The organism is Pirellulales bacterium (assembly GCA_035656635.1).
In the GTDB taxonomy this organism is placed as follows: Bacteria; Planctomycetota; Planctomycetia; order Pirellulales; family JADZDJ01; genus DATJYL01.
The window spans coordinates 1-21,315 of sequence record DASRSD010000174.1 but is presented as its reverse complement, the minus strand read 5'-3'; the positions used below and the strand labels follow the sequence as shown (position 1 = coordinate 21,315).

Below are 21,315 nucleotides of genomic sequence, written 5' to 3'. Positions count from 1 at the left end.
ACTCCACATAAGCTCCTGTGCTTCGGACTACTCGCCCAGCGAAATCGCGTATAGATACCAGGCTGCGTGTGGGAGCCATTGTTCGCTCCAGCGCCAATCTTCGTCTTTTCCCGTGACGGCAAAGCTTAGGTTGAAGTCAATATCGTGCGGATTCTTATAGCCACTGGTAATGCCATTACAAATTCCGCCGGGAGTATTCGTGTACTGGTACGAATCGAAAAACATGTACGCCGGATTATTATGGCCCGAGCCGTGCAACATGCAGGCATCGTATGGGTTCAATCCTAATATCCAATTCAATTGATTCGTAGCATAAGCCAGCAGCCGATCGTGGAAAGCGCGATCATCCTTAAAGCATCTGGCCGTTAAGCGGGCGGCTGCGGCCAACGATGCTAGGCGCGCATTTTCTCCCTGCCACCACGGCGCGGTTTCGGTGTCGTGTGGAAAAAAGAAGGCTGTGCGGCGATCTCCATCCGTGCTTTGCACCAATTGGCGTGCGTAGCCGAAGGGATTGGGAACTTCGTCGGTCGTGTGCAGTTCGAATTCCATCGCCTTGCGAACAGCGGCCAAAATTTCCTTTTGCAACGAATCATCGGCCAACGGATAAAAATTGAGCAAACTGACCACAGGCAGGCCAGCGTCGGCGGCGTGGAAAAATGGACGATCGCCCTCGTCGGCACGCCAGTAATTGGCGTATTTGCCGCTGCTGATTAACCTGTTCAGCAAATTCTTGGCACGGCGCTCAGCGGCGGCTTTATAATCGGCCTCGTCTGTTGTTCGAAATAGTTCTGTAGCCGCCAGCAAAGCACAATAATCGTCGACGATGTTTTCCTGGCCGTCGTTGGCATATTGCAGGTTATGCTGTTCCAAATAATTAAACGCGTCGTGGGCGGCTCTGCTGTAGGCTTCGCTTGAACTGTCTTCGGGCACACGGTGATTACGGGCCAGCGCCAGTGCGGCGATCACCATGCCGCCGCCGTTGCGGTAACCCACTTCGTACGGAAAGGCGACAGACAAACTCTTCATTTCTTCGTTGGGCGATTTGTTTTTAGTCTGCAACGTCTTAATAGCAAAGCCTTGTCCCTCTTTTCCAATCCGCCGATCTTCCGGTTTCTTCTCCCCGCCCGGCGCATCGACTGACCGGTAGAATGAACCCTTAGGATTTTTTACTCGCGCCAAATAATCGGCCCCAAACCTGGCTTCGTCGAGCAAACGACGACGGTATTCGCGAAAATTCGGATCATCGCGCTGCGTCAACTGCTCGTACGTTTTAAACAAACTCCAATCCGCCAGCGGAATTTGCTGCGGGTTGAAATAGGTGGAAAACGACAGGTGTGAAAGATGCTTGCCGTAATCGCCGGTGGCGTCGTACCAACCGCCGTGTGCATCCACTAAATTGCCGCGATGACCCTCGAATGGCAACATCGCGTCGGCATCGTCTAACAAGCCGGAACATCTCTCCGCCTTAAAATAACTGACGACGTTGGAAAGGGTATTTCGCTCAAGCAAATTGTGTTGAATTGCGAAGGGATACGAGCGTACCGCGCCGCTACCCGTCGCACATTCCAAAATGTATGTGCCTTCCGTCTGAACGGGAGTAAAATCTGCGGTCCAAAAAATCCAGTCCTTCCACTGATCGACCGCGCCGACTTTGACTGTGTCGCCCAAGAAAACTACCGCACCTGACTGCGCATCAAGCACCTTAAAACCCTGCACTTGATCGCCCGCACGGCCCTGGATTACCGCATGCTTCGGTCCATCTTTTTCGTAACCGATGTGATTGACCAGAACGCGAATAACGTCGCCATGGCAGACTTGCGCCCTCCAAGTGAAGAATGCAACAAGCAATGTGCCGAGAATTACAAACGGGTTAACGCGGCAAGTCATGGGAAATCAATGTGCCTGGTCCGATGAAAGTTATTTTGTTCCTTGGTCGATGGCTTCACCTTGAATGTCGGCCAAGCCTAGCGAATCACGCAGCATTAAGCCTTTCACCTTAGTGAGCCGCATCCAATCAACGTCAGAGGGTTTGTCAGAAATGGTTACATGATCCAAAGTGATGCCATCGGCGTTTACGATCGCCAGCGGCGGCCGCTGGTCGGGTTTTTCGTACGAGACTTCCACGTCTTTCAGCGTCAATCCTTTCACGTTGCGAATAAAAAAAGCCGATGCCGGACGTGGTCCTAACGAACGGGGAGAATAATCCTTCGGGTAGGGTGGATCAACGCTTGCATCGCGATTTGACCCGCCGCCGGGCATCACAATTTTCACATCTTTCAGCGTCAAGTTTTCGATTGGATAATCCGGCAAACCGCAAATACTGGTCGGATTTACCTCTCCTTGTCGACCAGCGGCACATTCTGTGACCGTGACATTTTGAATGGTGACATCCTTAATTTGTCCCGGCGTTACGTGCGGCTCGCCAGTTCGCAGTCGGTCGGTAATGAGAATGTAGATGGGATTAGCCGCGCCTTTAATTTCGATATTGCGATACCTTACATCTTCAATTCGCCCGCTGTCGTTGGATGTAATGCCGATTCCAGCTTTCATCGCTCGGCCGATTTTAATATTCCAGATGCGAATATGCTGAAAATCTCCCGCCGTTTCCGATCCGAATTGCAGCCCATTGCAGCCCGACTCAAAATAATCATCCCAAGCGTAAATGTTTTCGCTTTTGATGCGCCGGCCAAGTGCGTAGTCGCTTTTAATTCCCAGCGTGTCATCGCTGCAGCCGGTAAAGCTACAGCCGGTCATAGCCACATTACGGCAACCCATCAAATCGATGGCGTCTCGCGATTTTTTGATGACGGCATGGTCAATCGTGATGTTCTCACAATCGTTGAGCAAATAAACAAAGTGCCCACCCGTGACGTGCTTGGTATTTTTGAATAGCAAATTCTTTCCAACTTTGATGGCAAATACTTTGTCGCCGCCTCCTTCCTTCGGATTGCCCTGCGTCACGCCGCCACCGTTCACCTGCCCGCCAATTACCGCGAAATTCTCGATATTCTCCCCCCACATCACGGCGTCATGAAAGTGACTGTGCCCCACATCCTGGTATTTCCCATTCGTCGGATTAGGCTCAAGCGCATCATAACCATCTTTCCTCCCCTCGATGACTGCCTTGTCGTCCAACAACAGCCGCACATTGCTGAGCAAGTGCACCGACGCCACCATGTACTTGCCCTCGGGGAAACGGATCGTTCCACCTCCTTGTGCGTTGCAAGCTTCGATGGCTTTGTTCACGGCCGACGTGTCATTCGTTTGACCATCGCCAGTGGCGCCAAACTCTTTGACATCGAAATTCTTGTCGGCAAACGTCGGCAGCGGAATCTGCGGTGGCGAAAAATCATCGGTTGCGGCAGGCTCTGAAGATGTTGCGGCAGTCGCCGCCGGTGCCTGCCATTCTGCGGTCAGTATCCAACCGACCAACATCATCCAGCTCAAAATAAGAATTCGCTTCATGGTGAGTTCAGAGTAAACGCATTGACCGCACCATGCAAGCATCAGCCACAAATTCTGCGATACAAATTCTCGTACCGCGGCACAATCACCTCGGCAGAGAAACGTTCCTGCGCATAACGCTGGGCGGCGTAGCCAAAGGCTCGGCGGCGGGCACCGTTTTGCATGAGTGATTCCACCGCCTTGGCAAAAGTGCCCACATCGCCAAATGGCGTGAGCAAGCCCGAAACATTGTCATCGATTACCTCTGGCACGCCCCCCACTCGCATCGCCACACTCGGGCAGCCAAAACACATGCCCTCCAGAATGCTCAGGCCGAAACTTTCCAACTCGGAAGTGAATAGCCCCAAATCAGCGGCTTGGAGATAGTCTTCAATTTCCATAACCTTTGCCCGCACTGTGACTCGATCAGTCAAACCCAGTCGGCGCACGTCTGCTTCAAACGGCGTGAAATCCTCTCCCGCGAGAATCAGCAGTTTAAACGCTTCTCGTGGACGAATGCGGGCGGTCGCTTCCAGCAGTAAATCGATCCGCTTGACCGAACGCAAATTGGAACTATGAAACAGCAGCAGCTCGCTGTTCAGCCCCAACTCTTCGCGCACTTCGTCACGGGAACGACTCACAGGCCGCGGCGTGAAAAAGTTGTGGATGGTTTCAATCGGACGATCAAAATTCAGCAGCCGTTGTGTTTCCTGCTTTAAAAAATCGGAAACGGTTGTTACGGCGTCCGAACTGTTGAGTGCGTGACGAATAGCAGCCATATAGCCGGGGTCACGGCCCAGCAAGGTGGTATCTGTTCCATGCAGCGTTGTAACAATCCGCGGCCGATGTTCCGCTGGCAACATGCCACACGCCAGAATTGCAGCAGTGGCGTGTGGCACGGCGTAGTGAACATGCAGCACGTCGAGTTGATGCTGGCGGCTAACTTCCGCCATTTTCACAGAGAGCGGCAGCGTGTAATCGGGATATTTGAACAGTCCATAATCGTTCACCTCGACACGATGAAAATGCAACCGGGGCACATCAAGGGGCAATCGAAATGGGCGCTCATAACTGAAAAAATGGACCTCATGTCCGCGCTCCGCCAGCTTTTCGCCCAAGGCCGAAGCCAACACGCCACTGCCGCCCACGGTAGGATAGCACGCGATGCCAATGTTCAAGGGATGCTCGCTGGCCATATTAAAAGCGGTTAACGCCTCCGCTGAGCACATTCAGCGAATCCAACACCACGGGATCGTTGGGAAACAATGGCACCGCATGACCAACGCCCGCACGCAATCCGTGGAAACGAGCGCGCGTTAGTTGCAATTCCACGTATGCCCGGGCTTGCGTTTGCGAACGGTGCGCCTCCATGGCCGCGGTCCAATCGGCAATAATTTCCGCGGCCGAAACATCGATTAGCACTGGAGTAATATCGCGCGGCTCCGCATCGGGCGATACGGCGTAATACAACAAATGCCGAATCGTATGCGGCGTTTGCTCGCGAAGTTCTTGCAAGCCGCCATACCGCGCAAGCCGAGTAGCATCGCGGACAAGCTTCCCCAAGCGTGCATGATCCGGATGCTGATTTTCCACCAGACTGGGCGCTAAAACAATCTGCGGCCGCAGATGGCGAATGATTCCCGCCAGTTTGATGGCATGGACGGGGCGAACTTCCAAATGGGCATCGCCGTCGAGCTCCACAAATTCAACCGTGGCACGCAGAATTTCAGCGCCAAGTTGCGCTTCTTTAACTCGCTCTTCGGGTGTGCCGTGAGTGGCAGATTCACCACGAGAGCAAATCACCAAATGCGCCGCGTGCCCGGCGCGTGTCGTCTTGGCAATCACGCCGCCGCAGGCAAACTCGATGTCGTCCGGATGTGGACCGAACGCCATTAGCACTGGAGATTTAATTGTCGAGTTCGACATAGGCCTCTTCGCATCGCTCAATAAAGTCTCGTTCAACATACTGTATTTCGGGTGCATCGTCGCGATGGAGATATAACTTTTCGCTCGCGCCGGCCACATAATGCGTGCAATGAATCACCGATTGCATCCATCGCAGCCGCGCATCTCGAGCAGGACTGACCTGATCGGTGCGAAATGGCATTTCTGGCAAGGTGATGAACGAATCTCCCCCTTTATGCAGTTTGAGCGCGCCGTCAATGCAGCGGGCCCGCACAATTTCACCTTCATAGGGCACATCGACAAAAAAATCGGAAATTTCGCAGGCAGCGCGACGAAACTTAGGATCACTGGAACGGACCACTTGAATGCCGTGTAGCAATCCCATCTGGCTATAGATTTCCAGGCAGAAATCGGCTGCGTGCTTGGCGACAGTTTGTTCGAACATGTCGAACAAGCTGGCATCCACGTATTCGCTCAAAATTCGCGCCATGTGCGGCCGCCAATTTTCGGGAATCCGTTTTAAATACAAAGGCGAATACTTCTTTTGTACCTTATTCTCAAACTCGAAGTTGAAATCGGCCGCGTCGCCGAACATGCGATGCCGCAATGTGGTTTTGGTTTCGCGCGGATCGTGGTCGCTGTCGTGGCAAAAGTACACAATTTTGCCGCCCAATTCCGCCTGCAATCGCCGGGCGGTTTGGATTTTGGCGTACAAATATCGCCTGGGAAAAAAACCGCACGGCTGCTGGCCAAAGCAAATAACAGGTGCGGCGCTCATGGGGTGAGATTTGGGCCGATCGGTTGAGGCCGCCGAGGGAGTGGAATTTGCAACAGCATGCTGAACACCATGCACACCACACAACCGATCAAATTATACCAGACGTAACTAATCTCCAGCGAAAAATAGAGCGCAATCACAAGTACTTGCGCCAAGATTGCTCCCCAAAATATGGCAGTTCCCCCAACCCAGCGAATGAAGAAACCGACCATGAATAACCCCAGCATTACCGGATAAAAAATTGACCCCAGGATGTTGACTGCCTGAATTAAATTTTCCGACATGGCCGCAAACAGTGCGAAGGCAATCGCCACGAATCCCCACATCACGGTGAAGCATTTCGAAGCCAGCAAACATTGCTCGTCGCTGGCCTGCGGCCGGATAAGATATCGATACCAATCGATCGTGGTGCTGGTCGCCAGGGCGTTCAACTCCGCCGCTTTGGCCGATAGTGCCGCTGCGAAAAATGCCGTGATTAACAGTCCGATTAGCCCATGCGGCAGATAATCCAGAATAAAATCGATAAATACGTAATCCGATTGGTTCGTTTTTTTGCGTGGATCGACGGCCTCGGCGACTTCTTGGCGAATGTCGTCCATCCTTTGCTGAACCGCTGTCGCAGCGGCGCGGGCCGCAGCTTCCGCATCCGAATCGTGCCCATGCCGTGCATCGATCCAGGCTTGCAGATTCTGTTGCTGTTCATCGTGGGCGGCGTTAAAGTTCATTTCCAGCGCATTGAGCTGCTGGCGGTCACCGTGCTCTAACCGTTGCTGCCACGCCACGCGGTTAAAATACACCGGCGGCAGCTGAAATTGATAGAACACAAACAGCAGCACGCCCAACAGCAGAATGAAAAACTGCATCGGGATTTTGAACACGGCATTGAACATTAGCCCCAGCCGGCTTTCTCGCAGCGAAGCGCCGGAAATGTAGCGCTGCACCTGTGATTGGTCGGCGCCAAAATAGGCCAGCATTAAAAACGTGCCGCCCAGCAGGCCCGACCAAAACGTATAGCGCTCTTTCAGATCAAACGAATAGTTCGTAGCCTGCAATTTGTGAAATCCGCCGGCCAAGCTGAAGGTATCGCTGAGTAAAAGCCCGGACGGCAATTTTGAGCACAGCACAAAAGCGGCCGCCAGCATTCCGGCCATAATCACGGCAAACTGCTGCTTCTGCGTGATATTCACCGCATCGCTGCCACCCAAGGTCGTATAAACAATGACCACCAGGCCGCTGCACACAATCGTTACGTCCAACCGCCAGCCGAGCACGCTGGAAAGCACAATGGCCGGCGCATAAATGGTAATGCCGGCGCCAAGTCCGCGCTGCAATAAAAAAACCGCTGCTCCCAACAATCGCGTTTTCTTATCGAACCGTCGCCCCAAATATTCGTAGGCGGTATACAGGTTCAACCGTCGATAAATCGGCAAGAACACCGCCGCAATAATCACCAGCGCAATCGGCATCCCAAAATAAAGTTGCACAAACCCCAGACCGCTTTCATAGCCTTGGCCCGGCGTCGAAAGAAATGTCACGGCGCTGGCCTGCGTGGCCATGACCGAAAGCCCAATGCTAAACCAGCGCGTTTTTCCTTCGCCTTTGAGATAGGCACTGAACGTCCGCCGATCACGCGTACGCCAGGTTCCATAACACGCAATTCCCAGGATGGCGCAAAAGAGCACGGCATAATCAAGTGCGTTCACAAAAACGCCCTCGAGAGCGCGGTCAAAAGAGCAACCCAAACGACAAACGTGACTAACACAAACGCATACACCGCCGGCCAGGTGCGCAGCGCTGGCAAATCGGTTGCCTCGTCATCGATTGCAACTTGCCGGTTGTCGGTCGAATCGATCATCAAATCTGCCTGCCGGATGTCTCATTCTTTACCCAAAGAAATCAGATTCGCAAACAATCGATAGGCGCCGGGCACGCCCGCGGGGAGCTCGCGGAACCAATCCAGACTAGTGTATACAAAATAACCACGGCCATGCTTGGCCACGAGAATGCCCCCTTTCAGCGGCGCTTCGCCCGGATCGTTGCAGGCAATCAGAGGCGTGAAATGTTCGTCCCACTGATTCGGAAAATAGATGCCGCGTTCCTGCACCCAACCGTCGAAATCGGCCTGTGTAATTTTGTTGGGCGTGTTGAGCGCCGGATGATCGGGCGCCAAAAACGTGACGGGCGATTGTTCATCGGTCACACGCTCCGAGGAAATTCGCAGATCGTACGGGGCGAGCTTATCGGCCTTAATACCATCTGGTCGATTGTATTGCACGATGACGTTGCCGCCGGACTCGCAGTATGCAAACAGCGCCGGCAAGTGCGGAGCTAAATCTGTCCGCACATTGAAAGCGCGAATGCCGATGACCACGGCATCCAGGCCGCGCAATCCGTCTTCAGTAAGATCAGCCGCAGCGAGTTGCTTGACCATGTAACCCATTTGCGCCAGGCATTCCGCCACGCTATCCCCCGCGCCAGGCAAATAGCCAACGGTGTGCCCACGAATTGCCAGATCGAGCGCCACAGCCTTGAGACGCGCGACCGGCTGCAGCAAAAGTGGGGGAATATGATCGTAATGAATTTCCACACGGCGATTGTCGAAAGTCGCGCCATTTATTTCGGCCTGCGCAATGATTTCCGTTGAAGTCGCCTGCGCCGGTGGCGTTACGGTAAAGGAAAGCTTCGCACTTTCGCCAATTTTGAGAAGCTCAAATGTTTGCGACTCAGGGGAAACTTTCCAATCCGACGGGGCGTCCAATTTCAACTTGCCTGAGAGGTTACCGCGCATGGCGGTGACTTGAACTTGCACCGGCCGTGCAGCGGCAGGAATGAAATTTTGCACATCGCAATCAAAGCTCAGGGCCACTGGCGCGACCACTTCCAGCCGCCGCATTTTTTGTTTACCGGATTCGCCAATGATTTCCACTGGCTCATCGGCGACAACAAGTTTTTGCTCGCCCACTTCGAAGATTTGCTCAATCGGAAACACTGGCGGATTCTCTGGCCGACCAATCAGCGATGCATCCGACACATGGTACAATCCAATGCCTGGCGGTTCTTGCAACCAATACGGCTGAGTGAGCGGAGTATTGGTTGGGATCATTTGCGTAATTTTGCGCTCGGCTGGCTGATTAGAATGCAGTTCCATGGATTCGTCGGTGCTTTTTGAAATATTCGGGTACCTAACGCCCAGCCAATGGACCGGAGCATCGCTCCTCATGGTGGCTGTGTGACGAAGGACGATGGTCTCGCCGGGAACGACTTCTGCATGGTCCACTGTCGTTTCTACGGTTAGTCCCAGGCAAGCCTGAAGAATTCGATCAAGCTGCCGGCGTTTTTCGTCAACCAACCGGCTGGCTGGCTGCGCATTCACTTTGCTGCGCAATTCGAGCAAATCGGGCACACTTGCCGCGGGATCTGCTGGATTGAATTTGGCAATGATGCCGTCAATTAACTTTCCAATTTCATTGCCGCCGTGAATACGATTCCAGGTGGTGTCCACGCCGTCAAAAATGTCGTTCTTGGCTGGTTCACCGGCAAGCAATTGGAATGATTCAACCCTTGCGCCGCCGCGTCCACCGCCGCCGAAATTGCCAAAGCCTTGAGTTTTATGCATGGCCCGGCTTTGTGCCGCAATATCTGCGAACGATTCATTCAGCACCGGATCGGTGCCGCTAATATCCATTCGCACGGCAGTGCTATTTTCCGCACCGCCCCCGGGCGCATTGCCTTGCGTCCCTCCAGCCGGCCCGCCGCGCCCAAAGCCACCGCTGTTCATCAACAATCGCTTAGGTTGCCACGGCGTTAAATCTTTCAGTTGTTCGGGAAACGCCGCCGGATCGCCCGCCAGTTTAAACGCTTCGACGGACAACACAGCCGACGCAGTATGATGGCCGTGCGTACGGCTGGCTTCCGGAGAAAACCGAGTAATAATCACATCCGGCTGAAACGTGCGGATCACGCGCACCACGTCGGAGAGCACCGCCTGCTCATCCCAAATTCGCAGCGTTTCACGGTAATCTTTGGAGAAGCCAAAATCGATGGCCCGAGTGAAAAATTGCTGGCCACCATCCAAACGCCGTGCAGAAAGCAACTCCTCGGTGCGGATCAATCCTAATTCATCGCCGAATTCCGGACCAAGCACGTTTTGCCCGCCGTCGCCGCGTGTGATCGACAGGTAAGCTGTGCGAACATGCCGGCCCCGCGCCAAGTACGTAATGAGCTGCGTATTTTCATCATCTGGGTGGGCGGCGATGTGCAACACACTGCCCAACTGCTGAAAGCCACGCAACTGCTGAAGTATTGCCAACCCCGAGGGAGAATCGCCGGCATGCGCCGAGACGATGCCATGCAGGATGGGCATTAGTACCACTACGGCTGCTAAAAAGCGCGCGATTTTCACTTTTTAACCGTGAAGGGCACCGAATACTCCGTGTCGTCCCACATAATTTTAATCGCGCCTCCGCCCGAGGGATTTTTTTCCAGCGCCATTGCCAGTTGATCATTCGGTTTATCGAGCGGTTCTTTTTTCAAATCGACGCGGGCCAAATCGTGCTTTTCATCAACCGGAATTCCCCAGCCGCCAAGCGACTGGCTGATCGCTAATTTGGCGCCGTTTTCGTCGGGAACCATATACAGCGTGTACGCACCGGCTGGAACCGAAGTATCGCCGATCTCGAGCGGCTTTTGAGTGACCAACAAAGTGGCTTCATCGGCGCCCAATCGCCAGGCTTTCCCATAGGGGACTAGCTTTCCCCAAATTTTTCTAACTTCGCCGCTGCGCGGATCTTTTGAATATGGCCGGCCATAAACCAACGTCACACGGTCGCCGTCGATCACCGTGCTGATCGTGTCATGCGGACTCGTTCGAGCACGTTGGGCAAATGCCGACAGCGGACTTAACAGGGCAATGGCGGCAATGAGAGAAATCAACTTCGGCTGGCTCATAAATTCTCCTTGAACACAACGTTATGTGACTTGATGTGGTGGCAACACAGCGCGACGGAGAGCTTCAACAAACGGTCGCAAGATGCGACATGGGTAGGGAAACAAGCGGCGAGAAAATTCAACCGTCGAAGCGGGTCGATCCATTAATCGGCAAACCAAAATCAGACAGGAATTCAACCAGGCTCTTCGGTTGACTTCGCTGTAGCGTATCAAAGCCACATCCCTATAGCAAGCGTTTGGGCCAAACCAGGCGAAAGCGGCAAGGAAAAACTATCGATCGGTCAGTTATTTGCGCGCTGGAGCGAATCCCGCGAATTGCATTCCGCCAACCCTAACCATGGCAACGAACGCCGAAGGGTCCATAAACCGGCCAACCAACCAATGCAACCGCCGGCAATTGTGTCGCCGACGAAATGGTAATTGGTGATCACCAGCGATATCGCCGCGACGAATATCGTCCCCACGGCTAGCCAGCGCCACTTTGGCCAAGTTTCCCACACCATCGCACACAATGCACAAACAATAGCCATGTGTCCTGACGGGAAGCCATCGTCCGGATGACCATGAAACCAATGAAAAACGAATTGGCTCTGATCCGTCAAAAAATGCCCCTGGCCAAACCACATATTAGGACCAGGTCGGCCAAAAATCCATTTGAGCAAATATTTTAGCGCTGCCGCAACAACGATATTGAGAAATCCGGCTATGGCGAGGGCCTCCTCTCGCTGCCATGGCTTCCACCATCGCTTTAGCAGAGCCAATAGCAACAGCACTGGCGATATGTAGACGAGTCCTGTAACAACATCCGGGGGGTTTCGCAACCAACTAGGCGCCACGTTCGCATGTTCGTGAACCCACACTGCCACCGGCCAATCGACGCAGAAGAATGAAACGGTCACCAACCCTGCACAAAGAAATAGCGCGCCCACCGTTTGCAAGAGTAACCGGCTGATATTCATCGATCAAATGATCTGGGTTGGCGTGCGGTCGACGAAGGTCCGAATGGTCACCTACTAAGGTTAAATCTTTTGGCGGACTGAAAGAATAGAGCTTTTTTCCGGCTCCCGTCAATCACGTGTGCGGGGCAGATTACGCCTATTAAACGTTTTGTGTCAGCCAATGCACAATGGCAGCTAACAACCAATAGATGCCCATGCCAATAAGCACCAAAATAAGTACTGCGATTAAACCAACAACAATTACATAGCACAAATCGCTTCGTCGAGCTCGACGTGCCTGGTCCCAAGTTGTCACGGATAAATGACGCCGCAGCAACTCCACATTCCACACATTCGGTTTCCAGAACACGTCGAACACGGTGCCAATCAGGGGAATCATGCCGACGAAATAATCGATTGCAATATTCACCGCCATTCGCATCCTAGTAACCCGGGCAAGCTCGAAGCGGCGAAACGCCCAAAACAAATATAGCGATGCAAATAGGCCCAAGGTGTCGCCGATTACGGGAACTAATTTCACCAGCGCGTCCCAGCCGTAACGAATGTGTAGGGAAGGAATTTGAAAGCCGTCGTCCAGCCAATGGGCAATCCATTCTAAATGTGCGAGACGATCGGAATCGGTTACTTCATGAAAAGTTGTAGAGCGCTCGGCAAAGGCTCTGTTGTCGGAGAGGTTTTGACCTGCATCACGATTGTCTGGGGCGGATAACATTTGCTTTGGGGCGTAGACCGGACGTGGTTGCGTGCAAGTTCGATTGCCCCCTGTTAAACGCAATAAATATGCCGCCTCATTCTCCTAACGGATTCTTCAATGCGAAGAACATTTGCAAACCAATGGCCATGCACAACCTAACTCAAACTGGTTTCGGAACAACCAGAATGGCAGACTATGTGCCTTCTTTTCTGAGCGTTACCGCCATCATCGCGGAATTGATCATGCAAAGATGATCTATTGAAATTGCAATTCTCAAGAAAACGAGCAATTCATCAATGGCGCGCAATTTGCGTTCCATTTTGTCCGTTGTTTGAAGTACGGATTTTTTGATCACCGGCACGGAGGGGAAATCATTTAGCCGAGGAGAATCGATATGCTTGGCACAATTTTGTTGATCGTGTTGATTTTATTGTTGTTGGGCGCCATCCCTACGTGGCCCTATAGCAGGGGCTGGGGATATTATCCAAGTGGCGGACTCGGCTTGGTTGTACTAATCCTTGTAATCCTGTTGCTCACCGGCCGCATTTAGAGTCGAGCGTCCCCATGCGATTCGCTTCGCTTTCTCGCGCCGATCCAACGAAACTTCACGATTCGGCCATACAGTTTTTGCCGTCGCACTTTTCGTTGAAATCGCTACGCGAATCGGCCCAGGGATGCCGGGGTTGTGAGCTGTTCCGTCATGCCACCCAAACGGTGTTTGGCAGCGGGCCTGCTCAAGCGCGCCTGATGATCATTGGCGAAGTTCCGGGCGATCAAGAAGATCGCCAAGGAAAGCCTTTTGTGGGTCCGGCCGGAAAATTACTTGTGCAGTGCCTGGAAGCAGCGGGCGCCGCTCGTAGCGAAGTGTATTTGACCAATGCGGTAAAACATTTTAAATGGGAACAGCGTGGCAAACGGCGGTTGCATACGAAACCTAGCATGCGCGAAATTCGGGCCTGTCGCCCCTGGTTAGAAGCGGAAATTGAAGTGGTTCGCCCGCGCACTATAGTCTGTCTAGGCGCGACTGCAGCGCAGACAGTGTTTGATCGTAATTTTAGGCTAACGCAGCACCTGGGTAAATTGATGTCCTCTCCATTGGCGCACTTCGTGATTGCGACCTATCACCCATCATCGGCGTTGCGAGCGCCAGATTTGGCCGAACGGCATCGGATTAAAAACCGATTGATTCACGATCTCAAAATTGCTGTCAAAAGCGCAAAATAACTACAAAGCTGGTGATCGCACTTGTCTCATCATGGCCCTCTGCATTTATCATAAAAAACGAAACTTCTCCCGAACCCCAGAACCGCAGGGCAATGGCGCGATACCGCGCGGTCATCATTACGTCATTCAAAAGCATGACGCTAGTCATCTGCATTACGATTTTCGCCTGGAATTGCACGGTGTGCTGCTGAGCTGGGCTGTACCCAAAGGACCGTGTTTGGATCCTGCAGAAAAACGACTAGCCGTCCAGGTGGAAGATCACCCGATCGATTATCGAAGTTTCGAAGGAATTATTCCTGCCGGTCAATACGGCGGAGGCACCGTGATGGTGTGGGATTACGGTTCTTGGAAGCCTGCAGGCGATCCCGATCAAGGTTATCGCCAAGGAAAGCTCAAATTCACGTTAAATGGCAAAAAACTGCACGGCAACTGGATGCTGTTACGAATGAGGGGGGGGACATCCTCTCGCGGCCGAGTGAATTGGCTATTGATTAAAGAGCATGATGGAGCGGCGCAACCATTGTCGGAAGGAGATGTGCTTGTCGAATTTCCCAATAGCGCCAAATCTGGCCGGACGCTGGCCGAAATTGCCGCCCGTCGGACGGGACACATGCGCCCCATTCGTGGCCCAGCAAAGTCTGCTGTTCGTAATTCAGATGATGTCTCAAGCACCAAGGCGCATCGCCGCCGTCTAGTTAAAAAAAAACGTCGCAGGCTGAGCAGCAACACCACCTAGGAAGTTCTCTGGATGAAATTCCCGGCGCGCAACGCGCGGCATTTCCTAAAAAAACCGACGCTCAACTCGCCACATTGGTAAAGCAACCGCCCTCCGGCGAGAGCTGGCTGCACGAGCAAAAGTTTGATGGCTATCGCATGTTTTGCCGAATTGGCGCTGGAAAGGTGCAATTCATTAGTCGTAACCAACAAGACTGGACTGGTAAAGTATCTTCGCTCGTGACCCTGGCGACCGAACTGAAAGTGAAGCAAGCCATCCTCGACGGTGAAGTTGTCGTGCTCGACTCCAAAGGCATCAGCAGTTTCCAAGCATTGCAAAACTCATTCAGCGAGCGGCAAACGAATCGGCTGGTCTATTTTGTGTTCGACATCTTGCATCTGGATGGCTTTGACCTCACCGGCGCAGCCCTGGAACGCCGCAAGGCCGTTGTAAAATCGCTCATCGACAATTTGCCTACCCGCGTGCATCGCTTACGGTACAGCGAACATTTGCTCGGCTCCGGCGCTGCTTTTCTCCGCAAGATGTGCAGGCTGGGCTTGGAAGGAATGATTTCCAAACGCCGAGATGCGCCGTACATACCCGGCCGAACCGGCGCCTGGTTAAAAAGCAAATGTCGCCAAGAGCAGGAGTTTGTGGTTGGCGGTTACACGCGACCTGCCGGCTCGCGCATCGGTTTCGGCGCATTGTTGCTGGGTTACTATCAGGCTGGAAGCAAATTAATTTATGCTGGGCGCGTTGGCACAGGCTTTAACAGCCGCTCTCTGCGCGACATTTTGAGCCGCTTGAAATCTCTGGAGCAAAAAGCGTCTTCCTTCGCCACCAAACGCATCCCAGGCGCGACCGGCGCTGTACATTGGGTTCAACCAAAATTAGTAGCACAAATTCAATTTAACAACTGGACCGACGACAGCCTGCTGCGACAAGCAGCTTTCCTCGGTCTGCGCCAAGACAAGCCCTCGCGTGAAGTGAAACGTGAAAGGGCTGTCTAATATTTTGCTATGCCATCCCGAACAAACACGCACCGATCACTACCTGCTTCGAAGCGCAAACCACGCTCCAAGGCAGCAGCCGCCCAAGGGAAAGTGAAATCCGCATTTCGTATCACCCACCCAGACCGTATCGTTTATCCAGATGCGGGAGTTACCAAGGGACAAATCGCCAATTACTACATCGAAGTGGCGGATTGGATATTACCGCACGTTACCAATCGGCCATTGGTCCTGGTTCGCTGCCCCGAAGGTCTTGCCGCGGGTTGCTTCTACCAAAAACATCCCCCTGTCGGCATGCCCTCGTCGGTGCAGCAAATTTCCATTCGCGAGAAAACCGAAACCCGCAGGTACGCCGTCGTTCAGGATTTGGAAGGGTTGATTGCGTTGGTGCAATTCGGGACGTTGGAAATTCATGCCTGGGGTTCGCCGACCGGCGATATCGAGCGCCCCGATCGAATGATCTTTGATCTCGATCCCGATCCGGCCGTTTCCTGGCACGAAGTGGTCGAAGCAGCTTTTTTAGTCCGCGACAATTTAAAACGGCTTCGCTTAACCAGCTTTGTCAAAACGACAGGTGGAAAGGGACTTCACATTGTGGTGCCGCTGGCGCAGAAGCAAACTTGGCCTGAAGTCAAGCAGTTTACTCGCGACTTCGCCGACAGCATGGTCGCTGCCGCGCCGCACCGATACATTGCCACGATGTCAAAGGCGGCACGACGCGGCAAAATTTTCGTCGACTATTTGCGGAATGAACGCGGGGCAACTTCAGTAGTTCCATATTCCACTCGCGCCAAGCCGGGAGCCAGCGTATCGATGCCAATCACTTGGGCAGAGCTTTCCACGCAAAAAGGTCCGCAGCAATACTCGGTTAAAAATGCTGTCGAACGGTTGAAGAAGCTGCGGTCTGATCCTTGGCGTGAAATTTGGCGGGTGCGCCAGTCCCTGCCGCCGGGACGGAAACGATAAGTTGTAATCCTGCTATTTCAAAGTATTCTCAAACAATCACCGCACCGTAACGCCTTGGCACAAGATTTGAAGGCCAAATTGAAACGCACTTTATGCACTATCTCACAAGGAGCGCCATATTATGGCAAGCAATACAAACACGCTCAAGGACAAAAAAGTGGCCATTTTGGTCGCCAATGGTTTTGAACAAATCGAACTTACCGGACCCAAGGAAGCGCTGGAAAATGCTGGGGCCACGGTGTCTATTATTTCGCCGGAGCAACGCACCGTAAAAGGTTGGAAGCACACCGATTGGGGCGACGAGTTCCAGGTCGATATTCCACTGAGCGAAGCCAAAGCTGATGACTTCGATGCATTGGTTCTACCCGGCGGTGTAATGAATCCGGATAAGCTACGCCGCAATGAATGGGCGTTGCAATTTGTTCGCGCCTTCATGGAATCGGGAAAACCGACGGCTGCTATTTGTCACGGGCCCTGGACATTGATCGATGCAGGCGTTGTTTCAGGTCGGAAAATGACGTCGTATCCATCGATTCAAACCGACTTGAAAAATGCCGGCGCAAACTGGGTCGATGAGGAAGTGGTTGTCGATAACGGCCTGGTTACTAGCCGCAAGCCAGACGATATTCCTGCTTTTAACCGCAAGCTGATTGAGGAAATTGGCGAAGGGGTGCATGCTGCCTGAAGGCGTCCGCAAAGCAAATCAGCATCCACTAACAAATTACTAGCATTGCCATTGGCAGTACAGCAGCCAGGGAGGTGACATTCGGACCAAACTCAACGTGTGGAGTCAAACCGGTTCATCGCTCAAATAGACGATTGAACCGGTTTTTTATTTGGCACAGTTGTTGCGTCTGTTGGCTTCCAAATCTGTCCATGCGTAAAGCATGGAATTGCAAAGGAATTAATGAATCGCTTGGGAGGAAATTTTCATGACCACCGCCACAAAACATCGCGACAGAGAGCATAAACCCAACTGCAAAACTATCCGCACTTTAACTGCCGAAATTTGCCAGGGTTGGACTACTGGCGAGCGGCACCACCGAGCTCGCTTGGCGTTATTGCTACAGCATCGGCTTTTTGGATGTCAGTTTGGAGATTGATCAGTGGCGATGGCTTTGGTGGCAACCGTCACCAAAGAGCGCGCCTGAGGCACAACGTTTGCAATCAACAGCAAACTGTAGACAGCCGAACCCTCGCGGGCTTTTTTCAAGGAGTATGTTTTATGTTAGTACGCAAAATAACGCCTCTTGCCGTCGCTCTGATAGTGATTTTTTCAATTGCCCAAGCCGCGATAGCCCAAGATCCCCTACGAACAGGACAAGCACCGACCGCCCAGCGGCATGAAATGAACAAGCCTGTGCTCGGAAACATGGCAATGAACGCGGATTCGCAACTATCCGGCTGCTTAATTGTCGACAATCAAGGTGAAATTGCATTGGGACAGCTTGCCGAGCAAAAGGCAAAAGACAAAGACGTAAAAGATTTTGGCCAAAAAATGGTGAAGGACCATACGGAGTTTATGCAACAGTTAGAGCGTTTCGCAGGTACTCAGGGCGGCCCCGGACGCGATCCAGAAGCGCGAAACACCGTCAGCACACAAACCGCGGCAACGGAAACAGCCGTTCCTGGGTCCACTACGCAGCCGCTGGGTAGCCAGCAGCTCAATTTCGTCATGTTGAAACAGGAAATTGGACAGAAACTCCTGGATATGGTGAAGAAAGACTTGAATGAAAAAGAAGGCAGCGAGTTTGATAAGTGTTATATCGGCGGTCAAATCGGCGCCCACATGCAAGTTTTGGCCACGTTGGAAGTAGTTCGTAATCAAGCTTCACCGGAATTGGCTGCGGTGCTGGATAAGGGAATCGAAACCACCAAGTCGCACTTAGAACACGCGAAGAAAATTGCCAAAGCATTGGAGAAGGAATAACTTACGCAAAAATCGGTCTTGAATCCAAAATCGACGATGCGTGGGAAGTGATCCGAAAGCACGCGGTTGCATAACTCCGCTAGCCGCAGCCGAAGCACACAAGCCTCGGCTGCGTTTTTTTGTGCGCTTTTCCCTTTAGTTCGTCTGACTGGCGTCCGCGATTTGTTTGGGGTGCAAATCGGCTAAGTCGTTCTGCAAGAGACGGTCAATAAGCTGTTTTACGCCCGCACCGTTTTCGTCATCGGTTACCCAATCCGCATGGGCTTTTAATAGTGGAACTGCGTTTGCTACCGCCACTCCTAGCGCACAGCCTTCTAACAGCGCGTGATCGTTTTCCGCATCGCCAATTGCTACGGTGTTTTCTGGAGAAAGGCCCAATTCCTTAATCGCCGCTGCCAATCCTGTCGCCTTATTGATTCCAGAGGGCAATATCATGACCGAGCCCTTATTGAAGATTACTTGCAATTCCAGTCCCAAATCGCGGATCGTTTGCAACACGACCGTTTCATGGGGATGTTTAGTCGAAACAATCACGCGACCTGTGGTGCACGGGGTAACACCACGCCGTTTTAACGTGGCCACGAATTCCGCCGAGGGAGCCGGCCCCAGGACCTTCTCCTTCTTGCCGTCGGCATGATACAAGAGTGCCCCGTTCTCTGCCACGACGCATTCGAACAAGCCCAAATGCGGACAGACGCTTAGCAAATCGGGCAACTCGCGGCCCGTTACCATAATTAGCTTCCGGCCTGACCTGCGACAGGCTTCCAAGGCCGCGACGGTGGCTTCAGAAATGCGCCCATCGCCAGCGAGAGTTCCGTCATAATCGAAGGCGGCCACTGAATACTGCATGAACATCCAAGTACGGCAAAAAGTATGCCGAATGCCAGTTAAGATTGGGAATTTGGTATAACGCTTGCACTTCAACAATTGCATTTTCTACTCAAAAATTCTGTTGATATTTCCATCTATGAACACTCTTGTCATCGACATCGGCGGTAGCAATGTCAAAATTTGGCGCACCGGCGAGAGCGAAAAAATTAAGTTTGAATCGGGCCCTAAGATGACGCCGGAGGAATTTGTAAAAACTGTCAAGAAGCACATCGACGAATGGAAATATGACCGCGTTTCCATCGGCTATCCCGGCGATGTTTTGCACGGATATCCTACCCAGGACCCATATAACCTGGCGCCGGGTTGGGTTGGGTTCGACTTCGCCAAAGCTTTTAAAGCGCCCCTAAAAATTATGAACGACGCCTGCATGCAGGCCTTTGGCAGCTACGAAGGAGGTCGAATGCTGTTCCTTGGCTTAGGAACCAGCATGGGCTCGGTTTACATGATCGACGGCAAAATCATCCCGCTGGCGCTAGGCCACCTCAAATTGTACAAAGACGAGACATTGGAATCTCATCTGAATCACCAAGCCTACGAAACGCACGGCGGTAAGAAATGGCAACAGGCGGTGACAGATGCGATTGCCATGCTCAAGCCCGCCTTTTTAGCAGACTACGTCGTGCTTGGCGGCGGACAAGCAAAAAAGTTGAGCAAGCTTCCTGAAGGATGCCGGCGCGGCTCCAACGAAATGGCCTACATTGGCGGCGTTCGAATGTGGGAACCCGATGCCAACCATCCGCCCGGCGATGATCGCTCGAAAGCCGTCGAAGCCGAGCCGAAAAAAGAACTCGCAAATAGTAACCATTCAACACAGAGGTGATTTGCGATGGCAAAGAAGTCGGCCAAGAAAGCAGGGGCCTCGCCCAAGAAAAACACCACGCGCCACGCGAAAACCAGATCGCATAAAAAAGGTAGCAACAAAAAATGGAGCGGGAAGGTAAAAACCGTATCCACCTATCCGCCGGCAGGCTTGTACACCAAGGATGCCGAAACTATTGCCCGTGTCATGGCCACCAAAAAAGTTAGCCCCAAGGGAATTGGCTCGGCCATCCGGATGGTTCAGTTTTTCATCAACAGGGCGGGCAAGACATTGCCAAAATCGCGCCGGCGCGAACTAGAAAAGGCGAAGGATATTTTGCAGACTAAACGAGAATCCACATGACGGTTCCTATGCGGCATTCCGCGCTAATAAGCGAGCCAGTGGCGCGTTAAAAAATCAGCCAATGTCAGCCCCAGCATAATTGCCAGCCAAAACAGCGCGGCCAGCACGGCCAACCAGGTTACGCGGCCGCTGTGCAGCAAATGCATAAAGTAGAGAGCCACCAGCGTTGCTTTTACTGCGGCGATCGCCAATCCCACAACCGTATGCCACGCCGGTGCCTCGTGCAAAAACGATATACCACAAGTCAGTAGCGTCAACAGCGCCAGAGTTGCAAACACGATGTAATAGAGTGCCGGCGAAATCGATTTTTCGTTCATTGCAATTTCCCCGCGGCTGATCACCACAGCGAAGTTCGTGTCCCCACTAAATACAACAGCGGCAGCAAAAAGATCCAAATCACGTCGACAAAGTGCCAATACAAGCCCCATGATTCGACAGGAGAATAATAGCCCTCCGTAAAATGTTTTTTTCGTGCTAGCGCAGCCAACACAAGCACGACCGAAATGCCAATCGTGAGGTGAACTGCGTGCAGCCCCGTCAGGCAGTAGTAGAACACCAAAAATAATTGCACTTCTTGTGGGTGAACTCCAGATTCCGTCCATTCCGCCGGATCGAACGCCAACCGCGGCACTAAGTTTTCTCGATAGTCAACATAATATTCCACCGCTTTCAGCGCCAGAAATGTTGTCC

At 52.7% G+C, this 21,315-nt stretch carries 23 protein-coding genes; 9 read left to right on the top strand and 14 right to left on the bottom strand.

Annotated elements, in window-relative coordinates; genetic code table 11:
- Positions 1 to 27 precede the first annotated feature (27 nt).
- The 11 genes from VFE46_18160 to VFE46_18110 form a co-directional block, all read right to left on the bottom strand.
- A complete protein-coding gene (locus VFE46_18160) occupies positions 28 to 1,887 on the bottom strand; it encodes a glycoside hydrolase family 9 protein (protein ID HZZ29927.1) in 1,860 nt (619 codons plus the stop codon).
- Between the two features lie 30 nt (positions 1,888 to 1,917).
- Entirely contained in the window at positions 1,918 to 3,465 is a 1,548-nt protein-coding gene (locus VFE46_18155; GenBank protein ID HZZ29926.1) for a glycosyl hydrolase family 28 protein, read from the bottom strand.
- A 41-nt stretch (positions 3,466 to 3,506) separates the two neighbouring features.
- Positions 3,507 to 4,673 (bottom strand): N-acetyl-alpha-D-glucosaminyl L-malate synthase BshA, encoded by a 1,167-nt coding sequence (gene bshA / locus VFE46_18150; protein HZZ29925.1) that lies wholly within the window; start codon positions 4,671 to 4,673, stop codon positions 3,507 to 3,509.
- The gene (locus tag VFE46_18145) at positions 4,642 to 5,370 is read right to left on the bottom strand and encodes a PIG-L family deacetylase (protein HZZ29924.1); all 729 of its coding nucleotides are present in this window, start codon (positions 5,368 to 5,370) and stop codon (positions 4,642 to 4,644) included. The genes bshA and VFE46_18145 overlap by 32 nt, the downstream gene beginning before the upstream one ends.
- Positions 5,351 to 6,127, bottom strand: a complete 777-nt coding sequence (locus tag VFE46_18140; GenBank protein HZZ29923.1) for a hypothetical protein — start codon at positions 6,125 to 6,127, stop codon at positions 5,351 to 5,353. The genes VFE46_18145 and VFE46_18140 overlap by 20 nt, the downstream gene beginning before the upstream one ends.
- The gene (locus VFE46_18135; protein HZZ29922.1) at positions 6,124 to 7,830 is read right to left on the bottom strand and encodes a sodium:solute symporter; all 1,707 of its coding nucleotides are present in this window, start codon (positions 7,828 to 7,830) and stop codon (positions 6,124 to 6,126) included. Before VFE46_18135 ends, VFE46_18140 begins: the two co-directional genes overlap by 4 nt.
- Positions 7,827 to 7,982 (bottom strand): hypothetical protein, encoded by a 156-nt coding sequence (locus VFE46_18130; protein HZZ29921.1) that lies wholly within the window; start codon positions 7,980 to 7,982, stop codon positions 7,827 to 7,829. Before VFE46_18130 ends, VFE46_18135 begins: the two co-directional genes overlap by 4 nt.
- Positions 7,983 to 8,003: 21 nt before the next feature.
- A complete protein-coding gene (locus VFE46_18125; protein HZZ29920.1) occupies positions 8,004 to 10,529 on the bottom strand; it encodes a PIG-L family deacetylase in 2,526 nt (841 codons plus the stop codon).
- Entirely contained in the window at positions 10,526 to 11,074 is a 549-nt protein-coding gene (locus VFE46_18120) for a DUF2911 domain-containing protein (GenBank protein HZZ29919.1), read from the bottom strand. Before VFE46_18120 ends, VFE46_18125 begins: the two co-directional genes overlap by 4 nt.
- Positions 11,075 to 12,172: 1,098 nt before the next feature.
- Positions 12,173 to 12,745 carry a DUF4112 domain-containing protein gene (locus tag VFE46_18115; GenBank protein ID HZZ29918.1) on the bottom strand — a complete coding sequence of 191 codons (573 nt, stop codon included), beginning with the start codon at positions 12,743 to 12,745 and terminating at the stop codon, positions 12,173 to 12,175.
- 175 nt (positions 12,746 to 12,920) lie between these two features.
- Entirely contained in the window at positions 12,921 to 13,088 is a 168-nt protein-coding gene (locus VFE46_18110; protein HZZ29917.1) for a hypothetical protein, read from the bottom strand.
- 33 nt (positions 13,089 to 13,121) lie between these two features.
- Between VFE46_18110 and VFE46_18105 the strand changes: the two genes are divergently transcribed.
- From VFE46_18105 to VFE46_18075, 7 genes are all read left to right on the top strand, one after another.
- Entirely contained in the window at positions 13,122 to 13,277 is a 156-nt protein-coding gene (locus VFE46_18105; GenBank protein HZZ29916.1) for a DUF3309 family protein, read from the top strand.
- 14 nt (positions 13,278 to 13,291) lie between these two features.
- Positions 13,292 to 13,951, top strand: a complete 660-nt coding sequence (locus VFE46_18100; protein ID HZZ29915.1) for a UdgX family uracil-DNA binding protein — start codon at positions 13,292 to 13,294, stop codon at positions 13,949 to 13,951.
- A gap of 31 nt (positions 13,952 to 13,982) precedes the next feature.
- Positions 13,983 to 14,687, top strand: a complete 705-nt coding sequence (locus VFE46_18095) for a DNA polymerase ligase N-terminal domain-containing protein (protein ID HZZ29914.1) — start codon at positions 13,983 to 13,985, stop codon at positions 14,685 to 14,687.
- A gap of 74 nt (positions 14,688 to 14,761) precedes the next feature.
- Entirely contained in the window at positions 14,762 to 15,676 is a 915-nt protein-coding gene (gene ligD / locus VFE46_18090) for a non-homologous end-joining DNA ligase (protein ID HZZ29913.1), read from the top strand.
- Between the two features lie 93 nt (positions 15,677 to 15,769).
- Complete coding sequence (gene ligD, locus VFE46_18085; protein HZZ29912.1) at positions 15,770 to 16,642, top strand: non-homologous end-joining DNA ligase; 873 nt, start codon at positions 15,770 to 15,772, stop codon at positions 16,640 to 16,642.
- A 121-nt stretch (positions 16,643 to 16,763) separates the two neighbouring features.
- The gene (locus tag VFE46_18080) at positions 16,764 to 17,327 is read left to right on the top strand and encodes a type 1 glutamine amidotransferase domain-containing protein (GenBank protein HZZ29911.1); all 564 of its coding nucleotides are present in this window, start codon (positions 16,764 to 16,766) and stop codon (positions 17,325 to 17,327) included.
- Positions 17,328 to 17,867: 540 nt separating this feature from the next.
- On the top strand, positions 17,868 to 18,572 hold the full coding sequence (locus tag VFE46_18075) for a DUF4142 domain-containing protein (GenBank protein HZZ29910.1): 705 nt from the start codon (positions 17,868 to 17,870) through the stop codon (positions 18,570 to 18,572).
- 135 nt (positions 18,573 to 18,707) lie between these two features.
- Here VFE46_18075 and VFE46_18070 read toward each other — a convergent pair whose 3' ends face one another.
- Entirely contained in the window at positions 18,708 to 19,421 is a 714-nt protein-coding gene (locus VFE46_18070; protein ID HZZ29909.1) for an HAD family hydrolase, read from the bottom strand.
- 118 nt (positions 19,422 to 19,539) lie between these two features.
- On the opposite strand from VFE46_18070, the gene VFE46_18065 reads away from it, so the two are divergent.
- The gene (locus VFE46_18065; GenBank protein HZZ29908.1) at positions 19,540 to 20,283 is read left to right on the top strand and encodes an ROK family protein; all 744 of its coding nucleotides are present in this window, start codon (positions 19,540 to 19,542) and stop codon (positions 20,281 to 20,283) included.
- 6 nt (positions 20,284 to 20,289) lie between these two features.
- Positions 20,290 to 20,625 (top strand): DUF3175 domain-containing protein, encoded by a 336-nt coding sequence (locus VFE46_18060; protein ID HZZ29907.1) that lies wholly within the window; start codon positions 20,290 to 20,292, stop codon positions 20,623 to 20,625.
- A gap of 23 nt (positions 20,626 to 20,648) precedes the next feature.
- Here the strand turns inward: VFE46_18060 and VFE46_18055 are convergent, their stop codons facing one another.
- Together VFE46_18055 and VFE46_18050 are read right to left on the bottom strand one after the other, a co-directional pair.
- On the bottom strand, positions 20,649 to 20,942 hold the full coding sequence (locus tag VFE46_18055) for a cytochrome C oxidase subunit IV family protein (GenBank protein HZZ29906.1): 294 nt from the start codon (positions 20,940 to 20,942) through the stop codon (positions 20,649 to 20,651).
- Positions 20,943 to 20,962: 20 nt separating this feature from the next.
- On the bottom strand, positions 20,963 to 21,315 hold a 353-nt coding region (locus tag VFE46_18050; GenBank protein HZZ29905.1), incomplete at its 5' end, for a cytochrome c oxidase subunit 3.

Coding starts and splice junctions, on each gene's coding strand:
- VFE46_18160 (HZZ29927.1), bottom strand. CDS start 1,887: ATGACTTGCCGCGTTAACCCGTTTGTAATTCTCGGCACATTGCTTGTT.
- VFE46_18155 (HZZ29926.1), bottom strand. CDS start 3,465: ATGAAGCGAATTCTTATTTTGAGCTGGATGATGTTGGTCGGTTGGATA.
- bshA (HZZ29925.1), bottom strand. CDS start 4,673: ATGTGCTCAGCGGAGGCGTTAACCGCTTTTAATATGGCCAGCGAGCAT.
- VFE46_18145 (HZZ29924.1), bottom strand. CDS start 5,370: ATGTCGAACTCGACAATTAAATCTCCAGTGCTAATGGCGTTCGGTCCA.
- VFE46_18140 (HZZ29923.1), bottom strand. CDS start 6,127: ATGAGCGCCGCACCTGTTATTTGCTTTGGCCAGCAGCCGTGCGGTTTT.
- VFE46_18130 (HZZ29921.1), bottom strand. CDS start 7,982: ATGATCGATTCGACCGACAACCGGCAAGTTGCAATCGATGACGAGGCA.
- VFE46_18120 (HZZ29919.1), bottom strand. CDS start 11,074: ATGAGCCAGCCGAAGTTGATTTCTCTCATTGCCGCCATTGCCCTGTTA.
- VFE46_18115 (HZZ29918.1), bottom strand. CDS start 12,745: ATGTTATCCGCCCCAGACAATCGTGATGCAGGTCAAAACCTCTCCGAC.
- VFE46_18105 (HZZ29916.1), top strand. CDS start 13,122: ATGCTTGGCACAATTTTGTTGATCGTGTTGATTTTATTGTTGTTGGGC.
- VFE46_18100 (HZZ29915.1), top strand. CDS start 13,292: ATGCGATTCGCTTCGCTTTCTCGCGCCGATCCAACGAAACTTCACGAT.
- VFE46_18095 (HZZ29914.1), top strand. CDS start 13,983: ATGGCCCTCTGCATTTATCATAAAAAACGAAACTTCTCCCGAACCCCA.
- VFE46_18080 (HZZ29911.1), top strand. CDS start 16,764: ATGGCAAGCAATACAAACACGCTCAAGGACAAAAAAGTGGCCATTTTG.
- VFE46_18075 (HZZ29910.1), top strand. CDS start 17,868: ATGTTAGTACGCAAAATAACGCCTCTTGCCGTCGCTCTGATAGTGATT.
- VFE46_18070 (HZZ29909.1), bottom strand. CDS start 19,421: ATGCAGTATTCAGTGGCCGCCTTCGATTATGACGGAACTCTCGCTGGC.
- VFE46_18065 (HZZ29908.1), top strand. CDS start 19,540: ATGAACACTCTTGTCATCGACATCGGCGGTAGCAATGTCAAAATTTGG.
- VFE46_18060 (HZZ29907.1), top strand. CDS start 20,290: ATGGCAAAGAAGTCGGCCAAGAAAGCAGGGGCCTCGCCCAAGAAAAAC.
- VFE46_18055 (HZZ29906.1), bottom strand. CDS start 20,942: ATGAACGAAAAATCGATTTCGCCGGCACTCTATTACATCGTGTTTGCA.